At 67.3% G+C, this 22,288-nt stretch carries 21 protein-coding genes; 15 read left to right on the top strand and 6 right to left on the bottom strand.

The window, feature by feature from the left end:
- Positions 1-4: 4 nt before the first annotated feature.
- Positions 5-1,087 carry a Holliday junction branch migration DNA helicase RuvB gene (gene ruvB / locus LGY53_RS15215; RefSeq protein ID WP_167479535.1) on the top strand — a complete coding sequence of 361 codons (1,083 nt, stop codon included), beginning with the start codon at positions 5-7 and terminating at the stop codon, positions 1,085-1,087.
- Here ruvB and LGY53_RS15220 read toward each other — a convergent pair whose 3' ends face one another.
- The 3 genes from LGY53_RS15220 to LGY53_RS15240 all read right to left on the bottom strand — a co-directional run bounded on the left by LGY53_RS15220 (position 1,088) and on the right by LGY53_RS15240 (position 4,686).
- Complete coding sequence (locus LGY53_RS15220; protein ID WP_225727337.1) at positions 1,088-2,293, bottom strand: hypothetical protein; 1,206 nt, start codon at positions 2,291-2,293, stop codon at positions 1,088-1,090.
- 1,007 nt (positions 2,294-3,300) lie between these two features.
- On the bottom strand, positions 3,301-3,903 hold the full coding sequence (locus tag LGY53_RS43960) for a DivIVA domain-containing protein (protein ID WP_305082696.1): 603 nt from the start codon (positions 3,901-3,903) through the stop codon (positions 3,301-3,303).
- Positions 3,904-4,083: 180 nt separating this feature from the next.
- Positions 4,084-4,686 (bottom strand): TetR/AcrR family transcriptional regulator, encoded by a 603-nt coding sequence (locus tag LGY53_RS15240; RefSeq protein ID WP_225727624.1) that lies wholly within the window; start codon positions 4,684-4,686, stop codon positions 4,084-4,086.
- A 124-nt stretch (positions 4,687-4,810) separates the two neighbouring features.
- Between LGY53_RS15240 and LGY53_RS15245 the strand changes: the two genes are divergently transcribed.
- The 10 genes from LGY53_RS15245 (at position 4,811) to LGY53_RS15290 (ending at position 15,891) form a co-directional block, all read left to right on the top strand.
- Positions 4,811-6,304, top strand: coding sequence for an NAD(P)/FAD-dependent oxidoreductase (locus LGY53_RS15245; protein WP_225727338.1), 1,494 nt, complete (start codon positions 4,811-4,813; stop codon positions 6,302-6,304).
- A 336-nt stretch (positions 6,305-6,640) separates the two neighbouring features.
- Positions 6,641-7,042 (top strand): hypothetical protein, encoded by a 402-nt coding sequence (locus LGY53_RS15250; RefSeq protein WP_225727339.1) that lies wholly within the window; start codon positions 6,641-6,643, stop codon positions 7,040-7,042.
- 26 nt (positions 7,043-7,068) lie between these two features.
- The gene (locus LGY53_RS15255; RefSeq protein WP_225727340.1) at positions 7,069-7,404 is read left to right on the top strand and encodes a hypothetical protein; all 336 of its coding nucleotides are present in this window, start codon (positions 7,069-7,071) and stop codon (positions 7,402-7,404) included.
- Between the two features lie 184 nt (positions 7,405-7,588).
- Positions 7,589-7,945, top strand: coding sequence for a preprotein translocase subunit YajC (gene yajC / locus LGY53_RS15260; RefSeq protein ID WP_225727341.1), 357 nt, complete (start codon positions 7,589-7,591; stop codon positions 7,943-7,945).
- 99 nt (positions 7,946-8,044) lie between these two features.
- Positions 8,045-9,823 carry a protein translocase subunit SecD gene (gene secD / locus LGY53_RS15265; protein WP_225727342.1) on the top strand — a complete coding sequence of 593 codons (1,779 nt, stop codon included), beginning with the start codon at positions 8,045-8,047 and terminating at the stop codon, positions 9,821-9,823.
- On the top strand, positions 9,820-11,043 hold the full coding sequence (gene secF, locus LGY53_RS15270) for a protein translocase subunit SecF (protein ID WP_225727343.1): 1,224 nt from the start codon (positions 9,820-9,822) through the stop codon (positions 11,041-11,043). The genes secD and secF overlap by 4 nt, the downstream gene beginning before the upstream one ends.
- Before the next feature lie 103 nt (positions 11,044-11,146).
- The gene (locus LGY53_RS15275; RefSeq protein WP_225727344.1) at positions 11,147-12,865 is read left to right on the top strand and encodes an ABC transporter substrate-binding protein; all 1,719 of its coding nucleotides are present in this window, start codon (positions 11,147-11,149) and stop codon (positions 12,863-12,865) included.
- Between the two features lie 38 nt (positions 12,866-12,903).
- A complete protein-coding gene (locus LGY53_RS15280) occupies positions 12,904-13,476 on the top strand; it encodes an adenine phosphoribosyltransferase (RefSeq protein WP_225727345.1) in 573 nt (190 codons plus the stop codon).
- A gap of 59 nt (positions 13,477-13,535) precedes the next feature.
- On the top strand, positions 13,536-14,147 hold the full coding sequence (locus LGY53_RS15285) for a DUF4291 domain-containing protein (RefSeq protein WP_225727346.1): 612 nt from the start codon (positions 13,536-13,538) through the stop codon (positions 14,145-14,147).
- A gap of 154 nt (positions 14,148-14,301) precedes the next feature.
- Positions 14,302-15,891: an ATP-binding cassette domain-containing protein gene (locus tag LGY53_RS15290; protein WP_225727347.1), complete on the top strand. Its 1,590-nt coding sequence runs from the start codon at positions 14,302-14,304 to the stop codon at positions 15,889-15,891.
- A 21-nt stretch (positions 15,892-15,912) separates the two neighbouring features.
- On the opposite strand, the gene LGY53_RS15295 is transcribed toward LGY53_RS15290, so the two are convergent.
- The 3 genes from LGY53_RS15295 to LGY53_RS15305 form a co-directional block, all read right to left on the bottom strand.
- Entirely contained in the window at positions 15,913-16,266 is a 354-nt protein-coding gene (locus LGY53_RS15295; RefSeq protein ID WP_225727348.1) for an MmcQ/YjbR family DNA-binding protein, read from the bottom strand.
- A gap of 20 nt (positions 16,267-16,286) precedes the next feature.
- Positions 16,287-17,120 (bottom strand): isocitrate lyase/phosphoenolpyruvate mutase family protein, encoded by an 834-nt coding sequence (locus LGY53_RS15300; RefSeq protein WP_225727349.1) that lies wholly within the window; start codon positions 17,118-17,120, stop codon positions 16,287-16,289.
- 102 nt (positions 17,121-17,222) lie between these two features.
- The gene (locus LGY53_RS15305; protein WP_225727350.1) at positions 17,223-18,485 is read right to left on the bottom strand and encodes an MFS transporter; all 1,263 of its coding nucleotides are present in this window, start codon (positions 18,483-18,485) and stop codon (positions 17,223-17,225) included.
- 78 nt (positions 18,486-18,563) lie between these two features.
- Here LGY53_RS15305 and LGY53_RS15310 point away from each other — a divergent pair, with 78 nt between their 5' ends.
- From LGY53_RS15310 to LGY53_RS15325, 4 genes are all read left to right on the top strand, one after another.
- Positions 18,564-19,172 (top strand): ABATE domain-containing protein, encoded by a 609-nt coding sequence (locus LGY53_RS15310; RefSeq protein ID WP_225727351.1) that lies wholly within the window; start codon positions 18,564-18,566, stop codon positions 19,170-19,172.
- An 88-nt stretch (positions 19,173-19,260) separates the two neighbouring features.
- Complete coding sequence (locus tag LGY53_RS15315; RefSeq protein ID WP_225727352.1) at positions 19,261-20,196, top strand: hypothetical protein; 936 nt, start codon at positions 19,261-19,263, stop codon at positions 20,194-20,196.
- 31 nt (positions 20,197-20,227) lie between these two features.
- Positions 20,228-21,481: an adenylosuccinate synthetase gene (locus LGY53_RS15320; RefSeq protein ID WP_225727353.1), complete on the top strand. Its 1,254-nt coding sequence runs from the start codon at positions 20,228-20,230 to the stop codon at positions 21,479-21,481.
- A gap of 176 nt (positions 21,482-21,657) precedes the next feature.
- Complete coding sequence (locus tag LGY53_RS15325; protein ID WP_225727354.1) at positions 21,658-22,284, top strand: NUDIX domain-containing protein; 627 nt, start codon at positions 21,658-21,660, stop codon at positions 22,282-22,284.
- The last annotated feature ends 4 nt before the right edge of the window (positions 22,285-22,288 follow it).

A 22,288-nucleotide genomic window follows, 5' to 3' on the forward strand; every position in this document is an offset into this window, starting at 1 on the left:
CGTGATGGATCATCAGGACGAGGCCGAATCCCAGGTCACCGCAAGCTATCTGCGGTCCGACGGGGAGATCGAGGCCAGCCTGCGCCCGAAATCGCTGGACGACTTCATCGGCCAGCCGCGGGTGCGCGAACAGTTGGCGCTGGTGCTGCGCGGCGCGAAACAGCGCGGCGGCACACCGGATCACGTGCTGCTGTCCGGGCCACCCGGACTCGGCAAGACGAGTATGGCGATGATCATCGCCACGGAACTCGGTACGGCACTGCGCATCACGTCGGGCCCGGCGCTGGAGCGCGCCGGCGATCTGGCCGCCATGCTGAGCAACCTCGTCGAAGGCGATGTGCTGTTCATCGATGAAATCCACCGCATCGCACGGCCCGCCGAGGAGATGCTCTACCTCGCGATGGAGGACTTCCGGGTCGACGTAGTCGTCGGGAAAGGCCCTGGGGCGACGTCGATTCCGCTGGAAATCGCGCCGTTCACACTGGTAGGCGCGACAACCCGGTCCGGCGCGCTCACCGGCCCGCTGCGCGACCGCTTCGGCTTCACCGGGCATATGGATTTCTACGACCCGGACGAACTGCTGCACATTCTGCAGCGTTCCGCGCACATCCTCGGCGTCGCCATCGAACCGGATGCCGCCGGTGAGATCGCCGGCCGCTCCCGAGGTACGCCCCGGATCGCGAACCGGCTGCTGCGCCGGGTCCGCGACTATGCCGAGGTACGCGCCGACGGTCTCATCACCCGGCCCATCGCACAGGCCGCGCTCGAGGTCTACGACGTCGACGTGCTCGGCCTCGATCGGCTCGACCGCGCGGTGCTCGGCGCGCTCGTCCGCAGCTTCGGTGGTGGGCCCGTTGGCGTTTCGACGCTCGCCGTCGCGGTGGGGGAGGAGGCCGCCACCGTCGAGGAGGTGTGCGAACCCTTCCTGGTCCGCGCCGGGCTGGTCGCCCGCACCCCGCGCGGACGCGTCGCCACCGCCGCGGCCTGGGAACACCTCGGTCTCGTCCCGCCCCCCGACCTGGTATTCGGCTCGATCGAGGTGCGCGGCCGCGAACCGCAGCCCACCCTCGACCTGTTCGACACCTGATCAGAGTTTGCGGACGCTGGCGAAGATCTGGCGCGCCAGCTCCGGCGTCACCTCACCGTCGACCCCGCGATCCGCACCGATCGTCAACACCAGCATCGGATTCCGTGGGCCGGGAAAGGCGAAGGTGTACACCGAATATCGCGTTGTCGCGCAACCAGATTTGGCCGGATGCCAGCTCCCGGACGTCTCGACCATCTGCCCGCTGATCCCGCCACCCGCCGTGATCGGGGTAGGCGCCGAAGCCGAGCCGCCACTCGGATCGTCGTAACCGAGGGTGGCCGCGCTCTTCCCGACATTGGCGGCGGCCGCCGCGGGATCGGTCAGATCGGACCTGCTGACGAACGACATCGACCTGGTGCCCGAACCGGGGCAGTACTTCTCGCCGTCGGCAGCGGTTCCGGTTCCGGAGATTCGGTTGCCGCTCGCATCCTCATAACCGCGGATCACGCTCTCGGTATCGACCTTCCAGCCCGCGGGCACGTCATAGGCGATGCCGCGGGACGGTACCGCGACACCCTGGAATCCGGCGATCACGGGTGTGGTGGTGCTCGGCGCCTTCGATGTCGGGGTGGACGGTGCCGTCGATCTGGTCGGTGCACCGGTCGTCGGCGCGGCGGTGGTTGTCGCTGCGGCCTGCACCGGCGTCGACTTGTGGGTGAATGCCACCGCCGCGGTGATTCCCGCCCCTACCAGGACGATCACCACCACGATGATGCCGATGATCAGGCCGGTGTTGCGTTGCGGCGGGGTTTGGTACGGGGCTGGGTACTGGCTTTGGTACGGCTGCTGGGTCGGGTCTGGGTGTTGGCCTGGGTAGGGCTGCTGGGTCGGGTCTGGGTGTTGGCCTGGGTAGGGCTGCTGGATCGGGTCCGAGTGCTGGCCCAGGTAGGGCTGCTGGGCCGGGTCCGGCTGCGGGCTCTGGTACGGCTGCTGGGCCTGGTAGGGCGACTGGCTTTGGTATGGCTGCTGGCCTTGATAGGGCGGCTGGCCTTGGTGGGGTTGCTGGCTCTGATATGGCAGTTGCGCGTCGGTCGGCTGCTGACCGTGCGCCGCCTGCTGGCCGTCGAGCGGCGGATATTCATACGGCTGCTGCCCACCGTCCAACGGCGGATACTCGTACGCCTGCTGTGGCTGGATCCGAGTCGGATAGTCCCGTGGATACGGCTGCCCTGAATCGGGCCGCTGCCGCTGCTGATCATCTGTCACGCTGTTCCCCCTCGATACCTGTGGTCGCCGGAGCACGTCACCTCGCAACAGTCTGCCGTCCGACATATATGAAGGCCGCGCCGGGGCTGTGCTGCGCCGGTGCCGTCCCGAGGGATCGGTGCGTCGGCGAATGGGTCGCGTCGCTACGACGGCTGGATTGCCCCGGGCAGGCGCCGGAGCGCGTTGGCATGTGGCGGTGCGGTTTCGCATCCGGGGTGAGGCCGATATCCGTACCGGCGCTGTCGCATCCGGCCTGAACGGACAAAATCAGACGATTTCTGCGGGATTTCCGCATATCCCAGCTGATTTTGTCCACCTAGGCCGACTGAATCGCTCCCCGCCGCTGTTTTTACCTTTGATCCAGTAGGCAACACGTTCCGCATAGCAACTGGCTTCTCGCACAGGTAATCGCCTGCGCCAGAAGCTAATTGGTGCCTTGGAGCCAAGGTTGCGCGTGTCGGCGATATGCGCGACGGCTGATTCGGCTACCGCACCCCGTAGGCTTTTCGCGAGCAGACGCCTACAGGCTGCACTCCGATGGCCCGCGTCGCTCCACACGCCGGACCACTCGATTCGCGCACAGCAATCGGCTTCGTGCGCACGCTATTGCACGCGCGAGAAGCCGAAAGCTACTCGGGAACAACGTCGTCCATGGTGCGGAACCGGAACTCCGCATACCAATGCGCCACGCGCCCACCTCGGGCGATCCAGTCCGTCGTAGCGACGCGACCACGAACCCAAGGCGCCGATCCGTCCAAATCGAGCGGGAGACCGGAACTCCGCATACCAATGCACCACGCGCCCACCTCGGGCGATTCAGTCGTCGTAGCGACGCGACCACCAACCCAAGGCACCGATCCGTCCGAACCGAGGAGGAGAGGAACGCCGCACGCGAACACCACCCAGCTGGAACGGCCCGGTCGTGACAGCAACGCAACCGATCCGGTCGCAATGACCGGCAACCCCGCCCCGAAGCCCCCGGACGCGAAACCGCCCCTGCCGCAAACCTATTCGCGGTGTATCCACCGAAGATGATGATGCTGCTGATCGGCGTGTTCGATGGCGGTGACAACCAGGTCGAGGAACGCATCGACCTCCTCGCGGTGATATCCGCGGGTGCCCAATCGCGCCTCGGTGAAGCGGACCGATTTGACGTCGGCGATGGTCAGGCTGCCCGGCCCGTCGTGGGTGAGGGTGGCGGCGACCAGGTCGAGGAAGGCGTCGACCTCGTCGCGGTGGTAGCCGCGGTGGCCGACGGGCGCGGGGCTGAATCGCATGCGATGTACGTCGTCGGCGGTGAGCAGGGTGTGGCCGTTGCCGTTGACGCCCGCGGGCACCGGACGGCTGCCGAGCTGCCGGAACTCCAGCTCCACCCGCACCCGGTCCAGGAATTCGTCGACCTGTTCGGCCTCGTAGCCGCGGCCGCCGAAGCGTGGGGCGTCGAAGCTGACGTGACGGATATCGTCGGCGGTGAGGGCGCCGCGCCCGTCGAGGGTTGCGCAGACCGCTTCGAGGAAGGCATCCACCTCGTCGGCGTGATAGCCGCGATGCCCCACGGCAGGCATGCCGAAGTGGGTGCGACTCACATCTTCCGGTGTCACCCGCGACATTCTGTCAGGCCCTCCGTCGTGTTCCGGCCGAATATGCGAATCTCGTACCCGGCGGTCTGCAACCAGTATTCGAGCCCCCGACCCGCATGAGCATCACCTTACGCCGGGCGATTCGCGAAATGTTCGCTACCCGAGTGGAATTCCCGCGGGTTATCGCGGGGCGAGCGGAGAGCGAACCGGTCAGTCGCGCCGGACGCCGTCGATGAGCAATCGGCGAATCGCCTGGTTCAGCCCGGCGATGGCCGCCTCATCAGGTTCGCGCAGGCCGTGCACGATGGCGGCCAGCAGCATTCCGGTGACCGCGCGGGCGGTGTTCGCCGTATCGAGATCGGCACGCAGATAACCGAGTTCGACGCCGTGATCGAGATAGCCTGCGGTGAGCGCGTCGGCGGTGTCGAGCAGCCCGTAGAGCCGCGCGGTGAGTTCGTCGTCGATGCCGGGCGCGTGGAACAGGAGTAGCTGCGCGACGCGGCGGTCGTCGATCAGGATGCCGGTGAGCGCGCCGCCGATCCGGTCGATCTGGGCCCGGTATTCGTCCAGGGTGGTTGCCGCGTCGGGTGCGTTCTCGGTGCCGAGCGCGTCGACTATTCGGGCGGACAGATCGTCGATGACGTGGTCGATGATGTCGCGCTTATTGCTGAAGTAGCGGTAGAAGGTGCCGTGCCCGATGCCCAGTTGTCCTGCGATATCGGCGATTCCGGTGGCGTGGTAGCCCTTCTCGGCGAAGCACGCGAACGCGGTGTCGATGATTGCCTGGCGCAGTTCGGCCTTGCGGCGCTGCATGGCATTCCCGGTAGTGCGGGAGGTCCGCGTGGATGGCTTCGTCACGACCCCGATGATACAGTCGTCATAAACGGAATGATGTGTCATTCTGTGATGGACGGTTCAGCAAACCAGGAGGTTCGGCGTGGCGCCTCAGTTCGACGCGATCGTGGTCGGCGCGGGATTCGGTGGCATGGGGGCGGGCATCGAGCTCGACCGACTAGGCCTGAGCAACTACGTGATCCTGGAGCGCGAGGACGACCTCGGCGGCACCTGGCACGTCAATCACTACCCCGGCCTCGCCGTCGATATCGCCTCGGTGACCTACTCGTACTCGTTCGAACCGAACCCGCACTGGTCGCGGCTGTTCGCACCCGGCGCCGAACTGAAGAAGTACGCCGAACATGTTGCCGACAAATATGGTTTGCGCCGCCGCATGCGCTTCAACACCGTGGTGGACGGCGCCCGCTGGGACGCCGAACATCAGCAGTGGGTGGTCTCCGTCGCCGGCGGTGAAACCCTCACCGGCCGTTACCTGCTCGCCGCCACCGGCTTCCTGTCCCAGCCGTACACGCCGCCCTTCCCCGGCATAGATACCTTCGCGGGCAAGATCATTCACACCACCGCGTGGGAGGACGATTTCGACCTGACCGGCCGCCGCGCCGCCGTCATCGGCACCGGCGCCACCGCCGTCCAGCTGATTCCCGAGGTGGCCAAGAAGGCCGAGGCGCTCACCGTCTTTCAGCGCACCCCGATCTGGGTGGTGCCCAAGATCGATGCCGCGATCCCGCCCGCCGTCCAGCGGTTGTTCGCGAAAGTCCCTGTGACGCAAAAGGCCGCGCGCCTGGTGAATACGAGCCTGCTCGAGGCGTTGATGGTGGTCGGCGTGCTGCACTTCAAGCAGGCCAAACTGCTGAACCGGGGTGCGGGTGTGCTCGCCAAGGCGCATCTGCGAGCGCAGGTGCGGGACAAGGAGATTCGCAAGCAGCTCACCCCGCACTACGACTTCGGTTGCAAGCGCCCGACCTTCTCCAACACCTACTTCCGCACCTTCAACCAGCCGCACGTGCGCCTGGAGACCAACTCCATCGATCACGTCGAGGCCGACGGCATCGTCACCGCGGACGGCCACAAGACCGAGATCGACACCCTCATCCTGGCCACCGGCTTCAACCTGTGGGATGTGAACTTCCCGGCCATCGAGATCATCGGCCGCGACGGCGTGAACCTCGGAAAGTGGTGGCGCGACAACCGATTCCAGGCCTACGAGGGCATCACCGTGCCCAAGTTCCCGAACTTCCTGAGCCTCAACAGCCCGTACTCGTACAGCGGCCTGTCCTATTTCACCACCATCGAGGCGCAGATGAAGCATATGGGCAGGCTGTTCGGCGAGCTGTTCCGGCGCGGGGAAACGACTTTCGAGGTCACCGAGCGCGCGAACACCGAATTCCTGGACCGCGTCACCGAGAAGCTCGGCTCCTCGGTGTTCTACGGCGGCGATTGCTCCACCGCGCGCAGCTACTACTTCAACCAGCACGGTGAGGCCGCTCTGCTCCGCCCGACCAGCACGGTCAACGCCCACCGCGAGGCGGTCAGCTTCCCGCTCGACGACTACAGCTACGGCCCGGCTGCCGCCTGATCGCGGGCGTCGCCGCGCGAAGGTGCGGTGCGCGGATCTCCTTCCAGGAGAGGTGGATTCACCGCTCCCACCAGGTAACACGTGGTGCGCCACAGCATTTGGCCCGCTCCGCCCCCAGGTCGGGGCGGGTCTTTTTGTGATGCCGGTCACATTGGGGAACGCCGGGGCGATCCGATGCATCCAATCTTGTGAACGCACCGAAAGTCTTTGGAGCTCAGGACTATTGGGATTCGTCCGCGTGGCGGCCGAATGCCGCGGTGCGCTCGCCGGGGGGCTCGGCCGGGCGGCCGAATCCGCGTCACCAAAGTATTGGGGAAATGTGAAATGAAAGTGTTTATGAAGTCTGTCGCGCGTGCCGCGAGTGTGCTGGCGATCGCCGGTGTCGCGGCCGCCGCTCCGCTGGTGGCGAATTCCGACCTGCTGTCCGCGCCGTCCGCACAGGCGGGCTCGTGCGGCGGGCGGGCGTTCGCCGCACCGCTGAACAAGTGGGGACCGGTCGCCAATTCCAGCTGCAATGTGGCCGGGAGCCCCGGCCACCAGGTCTGCTACACGATCAACATCATCGGCAACGGCATACCGGTGGTGCAGGCGCGCGGTTACGACATCAACGGAAATGAGCAGTGGTACTCGATTCCGAACTCCACCGGCTGCGTCCCGTGGGGGAACGTCCTCGCGGTGCCCGGCATCCGGGCGACGACCCCGAACGTGACCGGTGTCCAGGTCACGTTCTCGCACTGAGACAACTTCCGGGAAGGGGAGGAATCATGGGTAATACGGTGCGTCGGCTGGCGGGTATCACCGGCCTGGCCGCGAGCGTCGGCGTGGTGATCGCGCTCGGTGCGGGAACGGCCAACGCGGAGGCGAATCTCATCTATCACAAGGTCACCACCCACGGGACCACGACGACGGAAGTCTGGGGCTACTCGGATCGGCAGAGCTGCGAGGCCCGGGTGACGGCGCAGTCCAAGATGATCTTCGCCAATATGGCGCATCTCGGCGGCGGTATCCAGCCGTGCGAGGAGATAAAGAAGGACAGGACGGGCGACCCGAACGGCAACCCGTACGGCTTCTACGCCATCCAGAACACCTGGCCACGCTAGGGCGACCAGCCGCGCCGGGGACGCTGTTTCGCCAAGCGTCCCCGGCGCATCGGCGTCTTCTGGGCCGGATGGCCGGATCTGGCGTGTCGAACCTGGCATGCCGGTGTGTCGATAACGACATGAACTGGCAGACTGTGTGGGTACTTGCCCGATCCGACCCACACACTAGGGACTGACTTCGACGATGGAACTCCTGTTACCGCTGCTGCTGGTAGCCCTGCTAGTGCCGATGTTCCTCGGCGTCCGCCGCCAGAAGCGGGAGGCCGAGAAGGTGGCCTCCATGCAGGACAACCTGAAAATCGGCGACCAAGTCATCACCACGTCGGGGCTCTACGGCACGGTGGTCGAAATCGACGAGACCACCGTCGACCTCGAAATCGCCGAGGATGTCGTGACCACCTGGCTGCGCCGCGCGATCAGCGAGGTGCGCGCCGAGGACACCGCCGCGGAGACCGCCGACGATGCCGCGACCGACGCGCCCGAGAGCGCTCCGGTCGAGGAGTCCGCGGAGCAGACCGAGACCCGGCTGACCAAGGACTGACACTCGCCACCATCAGGGCGCCCGGCGCAGGCCCGACCATATGCGGCCGGGCGCGCTCGCCTGTTCCACCGTCGACCTCCCGCCTAGGAGATACGTACTGTGCCACCTTCCAAGGGAACGGGGCATCCGTTCCGGTTGCTCGGCGTCTACGCCGCGCTGCTGGCCGTCATCTACGCACTGGTGTTCTTCACCGGTGACAAGGCCCCGACGCCGAAGCTCGGTATCGATCTGCAAGGCGGGACCCGGGTCACGCTGACCGCCCGCACCCCGGACGGCAGCAAACCGAGCCAAGACAGCCTGCATCGGGCGCAGTCGATCATCGAGAGCCGGGTGAACGGGCTCGGTGTGACGAACTCCGAGGTGGTCATCGATGGCGACAACATCGTCGTCACCGTCCCGGGCGATAACGGTCAGCAGGCCAGGAGCCTGGCGGTGACCGCCAAGCTCTACATCCGCCCGGTGATGCCGGGCGGTATCGCACCCGCGAAGGGCTCCAAGCAGGACACCGGCCCCGGCGCTCCGGCACCGTCGGCCCCGCCCGCACTCACTCCCGGCGAGAACCCGTCGACCGCGCCCGCTCCGGCACCCGCGTCCGCCCCGGCGCCCGCGGCTCCCGAGCAGCCCGCCCCGGAGCAGCAGCCCGCCCCGCAGAACCGAGTGTTCCCGGCACAGGGACCGACCGGCCAGGAGCAGCCGCCCACCTCGGCCCCCGCGACCCCGACGCCGACTCCGACGGAGACCCCGACCGGCGATCTGACCCCGCAGCAGAAGGCGGAGAAGGAGATCGCCGCCGCGAAGGCGCTGCGGCAGAGCACCGACCCGGCCGTGCAGCAGCAGGCGATGGCAACCCTCGACTGCTCCAAGCCCGATCCGCTGGCCGGCGCCGACGACCCGAACCTGCCGCTGGTGGCCTGCGGTTCGGACGGCAACGTCTACCTGCTGGACAAGAGCCGGATCAGCGGTGAGGAAATCGCCAACGCCACTTCGGGTTTCGACAAGATGGAAGCCCGCAACGTGGTCGACCTGACCTTCAAATCCACCGGCGCCGACCAGTGGACCGCGCTGACCAAGGAGTACCTGGGCAAGCAGATCGCGGTCGTGCTGGACACCAAGGTGATCACCGCGGCGACGGTGCAGGGCGTGCAGACCGACGGCCGCAGCCGCATCTCCGGTAACTTCACCGCCGCGAGCGCCCGCGACCTGGCCAATACGCTGAAGTACGGTTCGCTGCCGCTGTCGTTCCAGACCTCGGAGGCGGAATCGGTTTCGGCGACCCTCGGCCTGTCCTCACTGCGCGCCGGCCTGCTCGCGGGCGCTATCGGCCTGGCCGTGGTTCTCGTCTACTGCCTGCTCTACTACCGAATGCTCGGCTTCCTCGCCGGCTTCTCGCTGGTGGCCTCGGGTGTCGCGGTGTACGGCCTGATCGTGCTGCTCGGCAGATGGATCGGCTTCACCCTCGACCTGGCCGGTATCGCCGGTCTGATCATCGGTATCGGTCTGACCGCCGACTCGTTCGTCGTCTTCTTCGAACGCATCAAGGACGAGATGCGTGAGGGCCGCAGCTTCCGTTCGGCGGTGCCGCGCGGCTGGGCCCGCGCCCAGCGCACCAACCTGTCCGGTAAGACGGTCAGCCTCATCGCCTCGGTGGTGCTCTACATTCTGGCCGCCGGGCAGGTGAAGGGTTTCGCGTTCACCCTCGGCGTCACTACCGTGCTCGACGTGATCGTGCTCTACCTGGTGACCGCGCCCCTGATGATGCTGGCGTCCCGGTCGCAGTTCTGGGCCAAGCCGTCGGTCAACGGACTCGGCGCGATCCAGCAACTCGCCAGGGAACGCAAGGCGGGCAGCACCACGGTTAAGGAGACGGCACGACGATGAGCAACTCCAGCCCAACCATCGACCCGGCCACCTTGACCGACGAACTGGACTACGAGGCCACCGCGCCGAAACATGGCTTCTTCGAACGCCTTTACACCGGCACCGGCGGATTCGAGATCGTCGGCAAGCGCAAGTTCTACTACGCGCTCACCGCGGCGTTCATCCTGATATCGGCGCTGAGCATCGGCATCAAGGGCTTCACCCTCGGCATCGATTTCGCGGGCGGTTCGCGCATCGCGCTGCCCGCCGCCGCGGGCGTCACCACCTCGAAGGTCGAGGACGTGTACGCCAATGCCATCGGCCACAAGCCGGTCTCGGTGCAGCAGGTCGGCTCCGGCGGCGCCGCATCGATCCAAATCCGTTCCGACACACTGGATCAGACGCAGACCGATAAACTGCAGACCGCGCTGTTCGACGCCTTCCACCCGAAGGACAGCAGCGGTAACCAGAGCCGCAACGCCATCTCGGTCGCGCAGATCAGCGAGACCTGGGGTGGGCAGATCACCCGCAAGGCGCTCATCGCGCTGGGCGTGTTCATCCTGCTGACCATGGTCTACATCGCGATCCGGTTCGAACGCGATATGTCCATCGCGGCCATCGCCTCGCTGTTCTTCAACATGATCGTCACGGCGGGTATCTACTCGCTGGTCGGTTTCGAGGTGACGCCCGCCGCCGTCATCGGTCTGCTCACCATCCTCGGTTACGTCCTCTACGACAATGTCGTCGTCTTCGACAAGGTGGAGGAAAACACCAGGGGCGTACTGCATTTGACCAAGCGAACCTACGGCGAGCAGGCGAATCTGGCGGCCAACCAGACGCTGATGCGGTCGATCAACACCACCGTCATCGGCATCCTGCCGATCGTCGGCATGCTGGTGATCGCGGTGTGGCTGCTCGGCGTCGGCACGCTGAAGGATCTGGCGCTGGTGCAGCTGGTCGGCATGATCGTCGGCGCGTACTCCTCGATCTTCTTCGCGGTGCCGCTGCTGGTCTCGATCAAGGAGCGCTGGGGTCCGGTGGCGCAGCACACCAAGAAGGTGCTGGCGCGGCGGAACGGGCAGGCCGGTGCGGCGGCGCGAGCCGCGGCCGATCGCCGGGTGCAGGCCGCGACCGGACGCAACTTCGACGAGCCGACCATGCAGATGCCGCGCCCCGCCGCCGGCGCCGGACCACGCCCAGGTGCGCGCCCGAGCGGAAAGCGGCAGAAGCGGCGGCACTGACCCGTCTGCCGGGCGACCCGCCGGGTGCGGGTCGCGGGGCCGAGTGAACCCCGCGGCCGGTTATCACTGAACGACGCGATTCAACTCGGAGGCAAAGGAATTCATGCGTAGGCCGGGTACGTCGGTGCGATTGATCGGGGCATTGGCCGCTGGTGTTCTTGCTGCCGGGCTCATGACAGGCTGTGGCAGCAAGAATCAGGTGCCATCGATCGGATACGCCGTCGACGCGGTGATCGCCAGCTATAACGGCGGTACCACGCTCGGCGCGAGCAGCGGCTCGTCCGCGGTGTTCGCGCGGGTGCTCACCGGATTCTTCTACACCGGGCCGGATGGTCAGCAGGTGGCCGACACCGATGTCGGCACCGCCAAGGAGGTGCCGGGTGAGGCGCAGACCATCCAGTACCGGCTCAACCCGGACGGGGTGTACTCCGACGGGGTGAAGACCACCTGCGACGACCTGGTGCTGGCCTGGGCCGCGCACAGCGGGCGATTCACCAAACCCGGCGACCGCGGCCCGATCCCGCTGTTCGACGCGGCGAGCACGGCCGGATACGCCGATATCGAGCGGGTGGATTGTCAGCCGGGGTCCAAGGACGCGACGGTGGTGTTCCGCCCGGACCGCCACTACCTGCCGTGGCGCAACCTGTTCACCGCGGGGGAGATGATGCCCGCGCACGTCGCCGCGCGGGTGGCGAATGTGCCGAATGTGTCGGCGGTGCTGCAATCCGGCGATCCGGGTGCGCTGCAGCGGCTGGCCGACTTCTGGAACAACGGCTGGACCATCGGATCCGGTTCGCTCGATATGAGCCGGTTCCCGTCATCGGGTCCCTACCGCATCGAATCATTCAGCGACAAGGACGGTTTGGTGCTGGTCGCCAACGAGCGCTGGTGGGGCAACAAGCCGCTCACCGGGCGCATCGTGGTGTTCCCGAAGACCGCCGACATCAAGAAGAAGGTGTCCGACAATGCCGTCGGCGTTGTCGATATCGGCGGCGGATCGGTGAAAGATCTGAACCTGGACGGTTTTTCGACGCAGACGGTGCCCGGCCGCGGCGCCGAGCAGCTGATACTGGCCACCGGCGGGGTATTCGGCTCGGCCGACGCGCGCCGCGCCTTCGCGCTGTGCACGCCGCGGCAGGACCTGTTCGACAAGCTGGGCAAGGCCAAGGACGCCCCGAAGACCGGACTCGGCACCGGCCCGCTGAACTCTCGCATCACCCAAGAGGATTCGCTCTTCTACGGGGCGTCCACCGGCGCGGCGGGCAAGTACCGCGGCGGTGACGCGCCCGCCGCGGCCGCGGCATTGAAGGCGGCGGGTTCGCCGAATATCACTGTGCGCGTCGGATATACGAAGCCCGACGAGCGGCGCACCCAGACCGTCGCGATGATCGCCGACGCCTGCAAGGCGGCCGGAATCACCGTGGTGGACGCGGGCGCAACGGATTTCACACCCACCCAGCTCACCGACGGCAAAGTCGACGCGGTGCTGGCCGGTACCGCATCGCGGCCGGGTCCGGCCGGATCGCTGTCCGGCGTCGCGGCCATGAGCGCGTTGCACACCGGTAGCGGGCTCGATTTCGGCCGGTACGGCAACGGCCGTTACGATGCGATCACCGATCAGCTTGCGGCCGATGACAACTCGACCAACACGCTGAATCTGCTCACCGAGGCCGAGAACCTGCTGTGGGCCGACATGCCGAGCATTCCCCTGTTCGCCACGCCGCGCACCATCGCCTTCGGCAGCGGTATGCAGAACGGTATCGCCGGGGCCACCCAGGCGGGCACCGGGTGGAATATGGATCGCTGGGTGCTGAAGCGGTGACAGGTGATGTGGGTGAATGTGACCATGGAGAGGTGTCGATGAGTAAGCACGCGGCGATCGAGTCCAGCGAATTGGCCGCCGAGCGGGTGGCGAAGGCCGCCGAACAGGTCGAGCGCCTCACCCGTTGGCGCGACGATTTCCCGTCGCCCGGCGTCCGCTTCGCGGATCTCACCCCGGTATTCGCCGATTCCGAGGGGTTCCGGGCCGTTGTCGAATGTCTGGCCGCGTGCGCGCCCGACGCCGACCTGGTGGCCGGTGTCGACGCCCGCGGCTTCCTGCTAGGCGCGGGTGTCGCCGCCACCCTGGGCACCGGCGTGCTGGCCGTGCGCAAGGCGGGCAAGCTACCCCCGCCCGTGCTCAAGCGCGAATACAGCCTCGAATACGGCACCGCCGCCCTGGAGATCCCGGGCGACGGTGTCGAACTGCGCGGCCGTCGCATCCTGCTGCTGGACGACGTCCTCGCCACCGGCGGCACCCTCGCCGCGGCCGCCGAACTCTTCCGCCAGGCCGGCGCCGAAATCATCTCCGCCGCAGTCGTTCTCGAACTCGAATTCCTCGGCGGCCGGGCCAACCAGGGCGACTACCCGCTCACCTCCATCGTCAAGGTGTAGGCCGCATCCCCGGAATCGGGGGATTGCCGTCGAATAGCGGTGTGCCGCACTATCGTCCGATGGACTCCGAGACGCCACTGCGGCAGATACGAGCGGCGTACGACGACGAAACGGTCACCGTTTACCAGGCGTATGCGCCAGGTATCGCGGATGCCGCGCTGGCGGCGGGCACCTTCGTCGCACCGTTCAAGCGGGAGCGGATGACGTGGATCAAACCGTCCTTCCTCTGGATGATGTACCGGTGTGGCTGGGCGGGTAAGCCCGGGCAGGAACGGGTGCTGGCGGTGACCGTCACCCGCACCGGATTCGAGTGGGCGTTGCGGCACGCATGCCTGAGTCACTTTGTGCCCGAAGTGTATTCGGATCATGACGAATGGCAGGCGCGGCTCGGGCGCAGTCCGGTCCGCATCCAATGGGATCCGGAGCGGGACCTGCACCATCGGCCGTTGCCGCATCGCTCGGTGCAGATCGGGTTGGGCGGAGTCGCGGTGGAACAGTATGTGGACCGGTGGATCACCGGCATTCGCGATGTCACCGCGACCGCGCACCGGATCGGGCGATGCGTCGCCGACGGCGAACTGGCGACGGCGGCGGCATTGCTGCCCGTTGAGCGACCGTATCCGCTGCCCGCCGAGATCGGCGCGGTGATCGGGGCGTCGGCGGGACTGTGATCTATTAATCACTGGCGTTCACGGCAGGGTTGTGGTTAACCTATTGCGGTCTTATTGCCGTTGATCGGAGTTACGCCATTGTTCCTGTGAGGTAGCCATTCGGGCGGCCCGTTGTTCGCGCGCCGCGTTCCGTCGCAACCTCTGTGGAGTTCACATGGCGAATATCTCTATTTCCGATCTCACCTTCGCGTGGCCGGACGGCACATCCGTATTCGATGGTCTCGCAACGATTCTCGGGCCCGGTCAGATCGGGCTGGTCGGCAGCAACGGCGCCGGTAAATCGACGCTGCTGCGGTTGATCGCGGGCGAGCTGACGCCCATGCGCGGCTCGATCGCGACACCGGGGCGGCTCGGCTACCTGCGCCAGGACCTGGGGCTGGCGCCAGGTCAGCGCGTCGACGCGGTGCTCGGCATCGATGGGATTCGAAAGTCGTTGCACCGCATCGAATCAGGCATCGGCGACGATGCCGATTTCGAGATCGTCGGCAGCGGCTGGGATGTCGAAGAACGGGCGCTCGCACTGCTCGGGCGGCTCGGCCTGCACTACGTCGCCGATTCGGCGCAGCAGCTGGATCGCAGGCTGGAAACCCTGTCCGGCGGCGAGACGACGCTGCTCGGCCTGGTGGCCGAACTGCTGCGCGAACCCGATGCGCTGCTGCTCGACGAGCCCACCAACAACCTGGATCGGGTTGCGCGACAACGGCTCTACGAAGTGGTGGGCCAATTCTCCGGCACCGTGCTCACGGTGAGCCACGACCGTGAGCTGCTGGACCTGATGGACACCATCGCGGAGCTGCGGCAGGGCGAAATCCGGTTGTTCGGCGGCAATTTCAGCGCCTACGAGCGGATCATCGCGGCCGAGCAGGAGGCGGCGCGGGCGGCCGTACGCGACGCCCGCGGCGATGTGCGCAGGCAGGCACGGGAATTGGTGGAGGCGCGGATCAAACTGGATCGCAGGCAGCGGTACGGGCAGAAGATGTGGGACACCAAGCGTGAGCCGAAAATCGTTATGGCCGAACGTAAAAGGCAGGCCCAGGTGTCGGCGGGCAAGCTGCGCAACAACCACATCGAGAAGCTCGACACGGCGAAGGAGCATTTGCAGCAGGCACAGGAGCTGGTGCGCGACGACCGGGAGATCCGGGTCGACCTGCCGGATACCCGGCTGTATCCGGGGCAGGAGGTGATCGAATTGGACGATGTCGAACTGGCCTGCGGCCCAACGGTTTCGTTGCGGGTCGCCGGTCCGGAGCGGATCGCGCTCACCGGCCGCAACGGCGTCGGCAAGACGACATTGCTGCGCCGGATCGCGGCGGCACGGCCGCAGGTGCCGTGGCGGATGCTGCCGCAGCGGCTCGACATTTTCGACGAGCGGCGGTCGGTATTCGAGAATGTGGCCGCTGCCGCGCCGCATGCCGAACCGGAGCGGATCCGGGCGCGGTTGGCGCGCTTCCTGTTTCGCGGCTCCGACGCCGATGTCGAGGCGTCGGCGCTATCCGGCGGTGAGCGGTTGCGTGCGGCGTTGGCCATGCTGCTGCTGTCGGAGCCCGCACCGAAGCTGCTCTTGCTCGACGAACCGACCAACAACCTCGACCTGCCGAGCCTGGACCATCTCACCCAGGCGCTGGCCGGATTCGAGGGCGCGCTGATCGTGGTGAGCCACGATCCACGGTTTCTCGCCGATATCGGGGTCACCCGCTATCTAGAGCTGACCTCAGAAGGAATCGAGGAAACCTTGGCGCGCTGAGTCGGTGGGGGACAGGGATATTCAGTCGAGTAATGCCGCGAGCTTCTTCGGCGCCACCACCCGGTACGCGTCGCGGATGATCGCGGCCAACTCGACCCAGTCCGGATCGACGTCGAGGCGGATGCCGAGCCAACCGCGGTGCCCGACATACGGGGGCCGGTAGAAACGCTTCGGCTCGGCGTCGATCAAATCGGCCTGGACACCGGGTGGCGCCGGACACCAGATGGTGGGGCCCGGCTCGTCGTAGTGTCCGCCGGTGAACATGGTGAAGGTGGTTTTGGTGCGGACGAAGAAGGTCGGCACGCCGTGGCTGAGCCGCTCACTGCTCTCCGGCAGCGCCAGGCAGATCTCCCTGATCCGCGTCAACGGGTCCACACCGGCAGTTTAGGCCCGGCTCAACCGCGCAGCAGCCCCTGCACGGCGCCGAAGTCGAGCCCGCCGGTCAGCGCCGAATACGTGCCCTTTTCGAGCAGTTCCCGGGCCGCATCGGCCGCCCGCGCGTAGGCCGCCTGAGTAAGCGCCGATCCGACGCTGACCCGGCGCACACCCGCCGCGGCGAGTTCGGCGACGCTCGGTCCGCCGGGCCCGGTCATCACGTTGATCGGCAGCGGCGACTTCGCGGCCAGGACGGTGAGCGTCCGCAGGTCGAGCAGGCCGGGGACGAACAAGCTGTCCGCGCCCGCCTCCGCATAGGCGACGGACCTGGCAAGCACATCATCGAAGCGGCCGGCTTCCGCACCGATGCCGAACAGGTAGACGTCGGTGCGCGCGTTGACGACCAATTCCGGCAGTCCGGCCGCCGCGGCGGCGGTGCGGGCCGCGCGCAGCCGTTCCGCCTGCGCGGCCGGTTCGTGCAGCGGACCGCCCGGCGCCAGCGAATCCTCCAGATTGACCCCGACGGCTCCGGCGTCGACAACGGCCGCTACGGTCGCCGCGACATCGGATGGCGTTGGGCCGTAACCACTTTCGATATCCGCCGTAACCGGCACCGATACCACGGATGTGATGCGGCGGATCAGGGCGACCATCTCCTCGCGGCTCAATCGTTCACCGTCGGTGCGGCCGAGCGCCCAGGAAGCGCCCGCGCTGGTGGTGGCGATGGCGGGCGCTCCGGCCTCGGCGATGACGGCCGCGCTGAGCGCGTCCCAGGCGTTGGGCAGGACGAAGACGCCCTCGGTGTGCAGATTGCGGAAGTTCTGTGCGGCGGCGCGTTGCGCGTCGTTCACCATCTCGGTTTCCCCGTGTTGTGGATGATTCGTCGAATACGCCGACCGTAATCCGGAAATCCGTGCTCACCAAGAGTTTTCGGGACAAAAAATGACAAGATCCGGTCAGGCGTCGATCGGTTCGCCCGCCGTGTTTCCGGTCGCCGGAACTGTCCGCGGCGCCGGGTTGCCCGGTATGCGCGAAAGCATGTGTGCGGCATGGCGGATCAGCGCCGCGATGGCGGCCATGGCGACCAGCGCGCAGACACCGCTCCAGCCGAACGCGTCGTACACCTGGACGCCTAGCCAGGAACCCAGGCTGCCGCCGAGGAAGGCGCACGTCATATATGCGGTGTTCAGGCGGCTGCGAATCTCGGGTGCCAGCGCGAAGATTCGCGCCTGGTTCGCGACCTGGCCGGCCTGTGTCGCGATATCGAGCAGCAGCATGCCCGCGGCGAGTCCGGCGATGCCCGCCACACCGTGCAGCCCGCCGGTCCACAGGATCGCGGCCGAGAGCAGTACGCCGAGGAAGGCCAGCAGGCTCACCCGGTCGCTGCCGCGCCGGTCGGCCAGTCGGCCCGCGCGCGGGGTCACGAAGACGCTGCCCGCGCCGACCAGCGCGATCAGCCCGACAACGCTGGTGCCCAAACGATATTCCGGACCGGTGAGGTAAAGCGCCAGGCTCGTCCACGCGGCGCTGAACGCCCCGAAGACGGTGAACTGGTAGAGCGCGGAGCGGCGCAGTTCGGTTTCGGTGCCGAGCAGCCGCAGCGACTGTCGCACCAGCACCGGATATTTCAGCCGCGACGCCGGTTCGTTCGCGGGCACCACCCGGCGCAGCATCAGGGTGAGCAGCAGAATCGCCACGGCCGCAACGACATACGGTACGCGCCAGCCCGCCCATTCGCCGATGGCACCGGAGAAGGTGCGGGCCAGCAGGATTCCGGCGATCAGCCCGCTCAGCAGCGTGCCGGTGATCGCGCCGCGCCGCTCGGGAGCCACCAGTCCCGCCGCCATCGGGATGATGAGTTGCGGGACGACGGTGGTGACCCCGACGAGCGCGGCGGCGGGCAGCAGGACCGCAGCCGTTGGCGCCGCCGCGGCGACGAGCAGGCCGGCGCAGGTGAGCAGCGGCAGCGCGGTGAGCAGTGAGCGGTACGGCAACCGGTCGCCCAGCGGTACGAGCAGGAATACGCCGACGGCGTAACCGATTTGGGTCGCCGTGACCACCAGCGCCGCGGTCCGCGGATCGATGTGCAGCTCGGTCGCGATGAGCGGCGCGAGCGCCTGCGGGAAGTAGACATCGGCCACCATGACGCCGCAGGCGAGGGCGAGCAGCAGGATGACGGCGCGTTTCGGCCCGGGCGCTGCCGAGGCGGGTATGGACATGCGTACCTCACGAGGAGAACCAGTTTGACTGGTTCACGAAGGTACCAGTAAAACCGGTTCTTCGATAGACTGGACGACGTGCCGACCGCGACCGAAAAATCAAGTGCGCCAAGTTCGTCCACCCCGCGATTCCGGCAGGGCGCGGGTCGGATCAGCCTCGATTTCGTGCGCACGCTGCGGTATCGGGGGGCGGCGACGGTGGTCGACGAACTGGCCGATCCCGCCGCACTGGCGGCCTGGGTGCGGCAGTGTGGCCCGATCCGGGCCGGGCGGATCGCTCCGCCCACGGCCGCCGCCCTCACCGAGGCGCGCGCCGTGCGCGAGGCGGCCTATGCGCTCATCGAGGCCGCACGCTCGGGTGCGGGAGCCGATGCCTGCCCGGGTTCGGCCCGCCGGATACTCAACAACGCGGCGCTCGGCGCACCGCCCGCGCCGCAGCTGTCGAACGGGCAATTGAGCTGGATCGCCGAGGATCCGGTGGCCGCCACCCTGGTGCTGATCGCGCGAGATGCGTTGGAACTGGCCACTTCCGAGCACGCCGACCGCATCCGGATCTGCGCGGGCGCGGACTGTCAAGCGCTGTTCCTCGACACCTCCCGCCCGGGCAGCCGCCGCTGGTGCTCGATGGGCACCTGCGGCAATCGCGCCAAGAAGGCGGCGCTGCGCGAGCGCACCGAGGGGCGCTGAGCCAGGCTGGATCCGTTCGCCGGATCCTTGACGGGATTAGTTTTGGTTATCTACACTAAAACTAGTTCACGAGAGGAAGTGATCCACAATGGGTTACGGACACTGGGATGACGGCGCATATCGCGCGGCCAAGACCTACCGCGCCAGCCGGGGACTCGACGATTTCGGATACACCGCCCGGCTGTGGTCCGAACCGCATACGAACTGGCGGGCGCATCCGTCGCTCGATCCGCTGGGGGTTTCCGCCCGGGAGAGCCGGGATTCGGCAGATCACGGCAATTCGCTGCCGATCGCGGTGCTGTTCGACGTCACCGGATCGATGGGGCGGGTGCCCCGAATCATGCAGGACAAACTCGGCAAATTGCACGGACTGTTGCAGCGCAAGGGATATGCCGAGGATCCGCAGATCCTCTTCGGCGCCATCGGCGATGCCGACAGCGACCGGGTGCCGCTGCAGATCGGGCAGTTCGAATCCGACAATCGGATGGACGACCAGCTGCGCAATATCTTCCTGGAGGGCAACGGCGGTGGCCAGAAGTCCGAAAGCTATGAGCTGGCAGCGTATTTCATGGCCACCCACGTGGTGACCGACGCATGGGAGAAGCGCCGCAAACGCGGTTACCTTTTCCTGATCGGCGACGAGCTGAACAAGCAGGGGCTGGCGGCGCGGCACATCCGCGATGTGATCGGCGACCAGGTGGCGCGCAACATTTCGGTCGAATCGATCTACCGCGAACTCGCCGAACGCTGGCACGTGTACTTCATCCTGCCCAACCAGTCCAGCCACTTCGACGATCCGGAGATCGCCGACCACTGGCGCGCGCTGCTCGGGCAGCGTTTCATGAAGCTCGACGATCCGGATGCGGTCTGCGAATTGATCGCGCTGACAATCGGTTTGGCGGAGGCCGCGGTGGACCTGCACACCGGCCTCGCCGACCTGCGCGACGTCGGCTCGGATCTGGAGGCGGCGTCGGTGGGCAAGGCGCTCGCGGCGCACGGCCCGCGGGCACTGCCCGGCGACTGATCACCTGCCTTGGAAAGGTAAGGGGCGCAAGATGTTCGACGATCACCTCATCGTCGTCGATCTCGGTTTCGGCGATGCCGGAAAGGGTGCGACGGTCGACTGGCTGTGCGCGCCGGAGGCCGGGCTCGGGGTCAGCGCGGTGGTGCGCTTCAACGGCGGGGCGCAGGCGGCGCACAATGTGCTCGCCCGCGGGCGGCACCACACCTTCGCGCAATTCGGCTCCGGCACGTTTTCCGGTGTGCCGACGCTGCTTTCGCGCCACATGCTGGTCGAGCCGATCGCGCTGGCAGGTGAGGTACGCGCGCTGGCCGCGCTGGGTGTGCGAGATCCGTTGTCGCTGTTGCGCATCGATGGGCGGGCGCTGCTCACCACGCCGATCCACATCGCCGCCAACCGTGCCCGCGAGGATGCGCGGGGTGCTTCGCGGCACGGTTCGTGCGGGCGCGGCATCGGCGAAACGGCCTGGTACGCACTCGAACACGATGCGCCGCGGGTGGCGGACTGCCTGCGTCCGGATGTCCTGCGCGCGAAACTGCGTGAGCTGGCCGCGCATTACGGTCCGCTGATCGCGCCCGGCCCGCACCGCTACGAGCCGATCGACGACCTGGTCGATATGTACCGGGAGTTCGCCGCCGCGATCGAATTCGCGGACGATCGGCTGTTCGCGGACCTCGCGCGGCGCGGCCGCCTGGTTTTCGAAGGGGCACAGGGCGTGCTGCTCGACGAGTGGCGCGGTTTCCATCCGCACACCACCTGGTCGACGGTGGAACCGCGCCATGCCCGCGCGATGCTGGCGTCGATCGGCGCGCGCGGCCGCGTCCTGGGGGTCACCCGCACGTATATGACCCGTCATGGCGCGGGCCCGTTCCCAACCGAGGATCCGGCGCTCGCGATCCCGGAGTCGCACAACATGATCGGGCCGTATCAGGGTGCGTTCCGGCTCGGTCACCTGGATCCGGTGTTGCTGTGGTACGCGATCGAGGTGTGCGGCGGCATCGACGGGCTGGTGGTCAACCATCTGGACGCGCCCGGAACACGGTGTGCGGCAGTCGGTTACCGCACTTCTGATGGTGTTCTGGATCGGCTGGTACCCGGAACGTGGCGGGATCTCTCGTACCAGCGGCGGCTGACCGCCCTGGTCGGCGATGCGCAACCGATTCTGACGGAACTGCCCGCCGATCCCGTCCCGTGGTTCGAACGCGAGCTCGGCGTTCCGGTGGTCCTCACCGCCGACGGTCCGGACCGCTCGAACCGTTCGCCGCATCGGATGCCCATGGCCGCGTGAAGAATCGGTGCGTCGGCATGGGTCCCCACCCTGGATACCGGTGTTCCCGCGTAGCTTTCGCTTCGTGCACTAGCCCGGCGCGCGCAGCGAATTGCCGCGCAGGACGCTGGCGGTGCGGTGTGTCGCGGGCACCCGAGATCCGAACCGGTTGGGCCGCTCGGGCAGGATGTGGCGTCGTGGAGCAATCGGTTGTCTCGGTGGACGTGGTTGCGCTGCGGTGTTGGCCCGACGATACCGCGGTGACCATCGGAATCGCGCGGCGCGAATGGGATCCGTTCGCGGGGCGGCTCGCGCTGCCCGGTGTGCTGCTCGGGCGGGGGGAGCGGTTGGCGGTGGCGGCGCGGCGCGCGGTGCACGCGAAACTCGGTGTGCCCGAGGCAGCGATCGGCGCGGTCGGGCAGCTGATCACCTTCGACGAACCGAATCGCGATCCGCGCGGCCCGACGCTGTCCATCGCCATGTGGGCCGTGGTCGGCCCGAATGATGCGCCAGCGCAATGGGTTTCGTTCGACGAGCTGCCGGAACTCGCGTTCGACCACAACCGGATCGTCGAGGCGGCGCGCGGACTGCTCGCCCGCCTGCTCTGGAAGGACGTGACCTTCACCCGCGCACTCACCGGCGCCGAATTCCCCGCCACCCGCGCCGTCGACTTGAGTACCTCCCTGCTCGGCGTCCGGCCGGACCCCGCCAACCTCAACCGCACCCTCTCCGCCATTCCCGGCCTGCACCGCACCGCCGAACGCCGCCGCACCAAGGCGACCGGCCGCCCCGCCGTCGTCTGGGCCTTCGACTCCGACGACTGAAAGC

It is taken from the genome of Nocardia sp. JCM 34519.1 (assembly GCF_020361265.1).
In the GTDB taxonomy this organism is placed as follows: Bacteria; Actinomycetota; Actinomycetes; order Mycobacteriales; family Mycobacteriaceae; genus Nocardia; species Nocardia arthritidis_A.

Bases quoted from the DNA above. Each gene is read 5' to 3' on its own strand.
- ruvB (WP_167479535.1), top strand. From the start codon at position 5: ATGGATCATCAGGACGAGGCCGAATCCCAGGTCACCGCAAGCTATCTG.
- LGY53_RS43960 (WP_305082696.1), bottom strand. From the start codon at position 3,903: ATGTCGCGGGTGACACCGGAAGATGTGAGTCGCACCCACTTCGGCATG.
- LGY53_RS15240 (WP_225727624.1), bottom strand. From the start codon at position 4,686: ATGCAGCGCCGCAAGGCCGAACTGCGCCAGGCAATCATCGACACCGCG.
- LGY53_RS15250 (WP_225727339.1), top strand. From the start codon at position 6,641: ATGAAGTCTGTCGCGCGTGCCGCGAGTGTGCTGGCGATCGCCGGTGTC.
- LGY53_RS15255 (WP_225727340.1), top strand. From the start codon at position 7,069: ATGGGTAATACGGTGCGTCGGCTGGCGGGTATCACCGGCCTGGCCGCG.
- yajC (WP_225727341.1), top strand. From the start codon at position 7,589: ATGGAACTCCTGTTACCGCTGCTGCTGGTAGCCCTGCTAGTGCCGATG.
- secF (WP_225727343.1), top strand. From the start codon at position 9,820: ATGAGCAACTCCAGCCCAACCATCGACCCGGCCACCTTGACCGACGAA.
- LGY53_RS15275 (WP_225727344.1), top strand. From the start codon at position 11,147: ATGCGTAGGCCGGGTACGTCGGTGCGATTGATCGGGGCATTGGCCGCT.
- LGY53_RS15280 (WP_225727345.1), top strand. From the start codon at position 12,904: ATGAGTAAGCACGCGGCGATCGAGTCCAGCGAATTGGCCGCCGAGCGG.
- LGY53_RS15285 (WP_225727346.1), top strand. From the start codon at position 13,536: ATGGACTCCGAGACGCCACTGCGGCAGATACGAGCGGCGTACGACGAC.
- LGY53_RS15290 (WP_225727347.1), top strand. From the start codon at position 14,302: ATGGCGAATATCTCTATTTCCGATCTCACCTTCGCGTGGCCGGACGGC.
- LGY53_RS15300 (WP_225727349.1), bottom strand. From the start codon at position 17,120: ATGGTGAACGACGCGCAACGCGCCGCCGCACAGAACTTCCGCAATCTG.
- LGY53_RS15305 (WP_225727350.1), bottom strand. From the start codon at position 18,485: ATGTCCATACCCGCCTCGGCAGCGCCCGGGCCGAAACGCGCCGTCATC.
- LGY53_RS15315 (WP_225727352.1), top strand. From the start codon at position 19,261: ATGGGTTACGGACACTGGGATGACGGCGCATATCGCGCGGCCAAGACC.
- LGY53_RS15320 (WP_225727353.1), top strand. From the start codon at position 20,228: ATGTTCGACGATCACCTCATCGTCGTCGATCTCGGTTTCGGCGATGCC.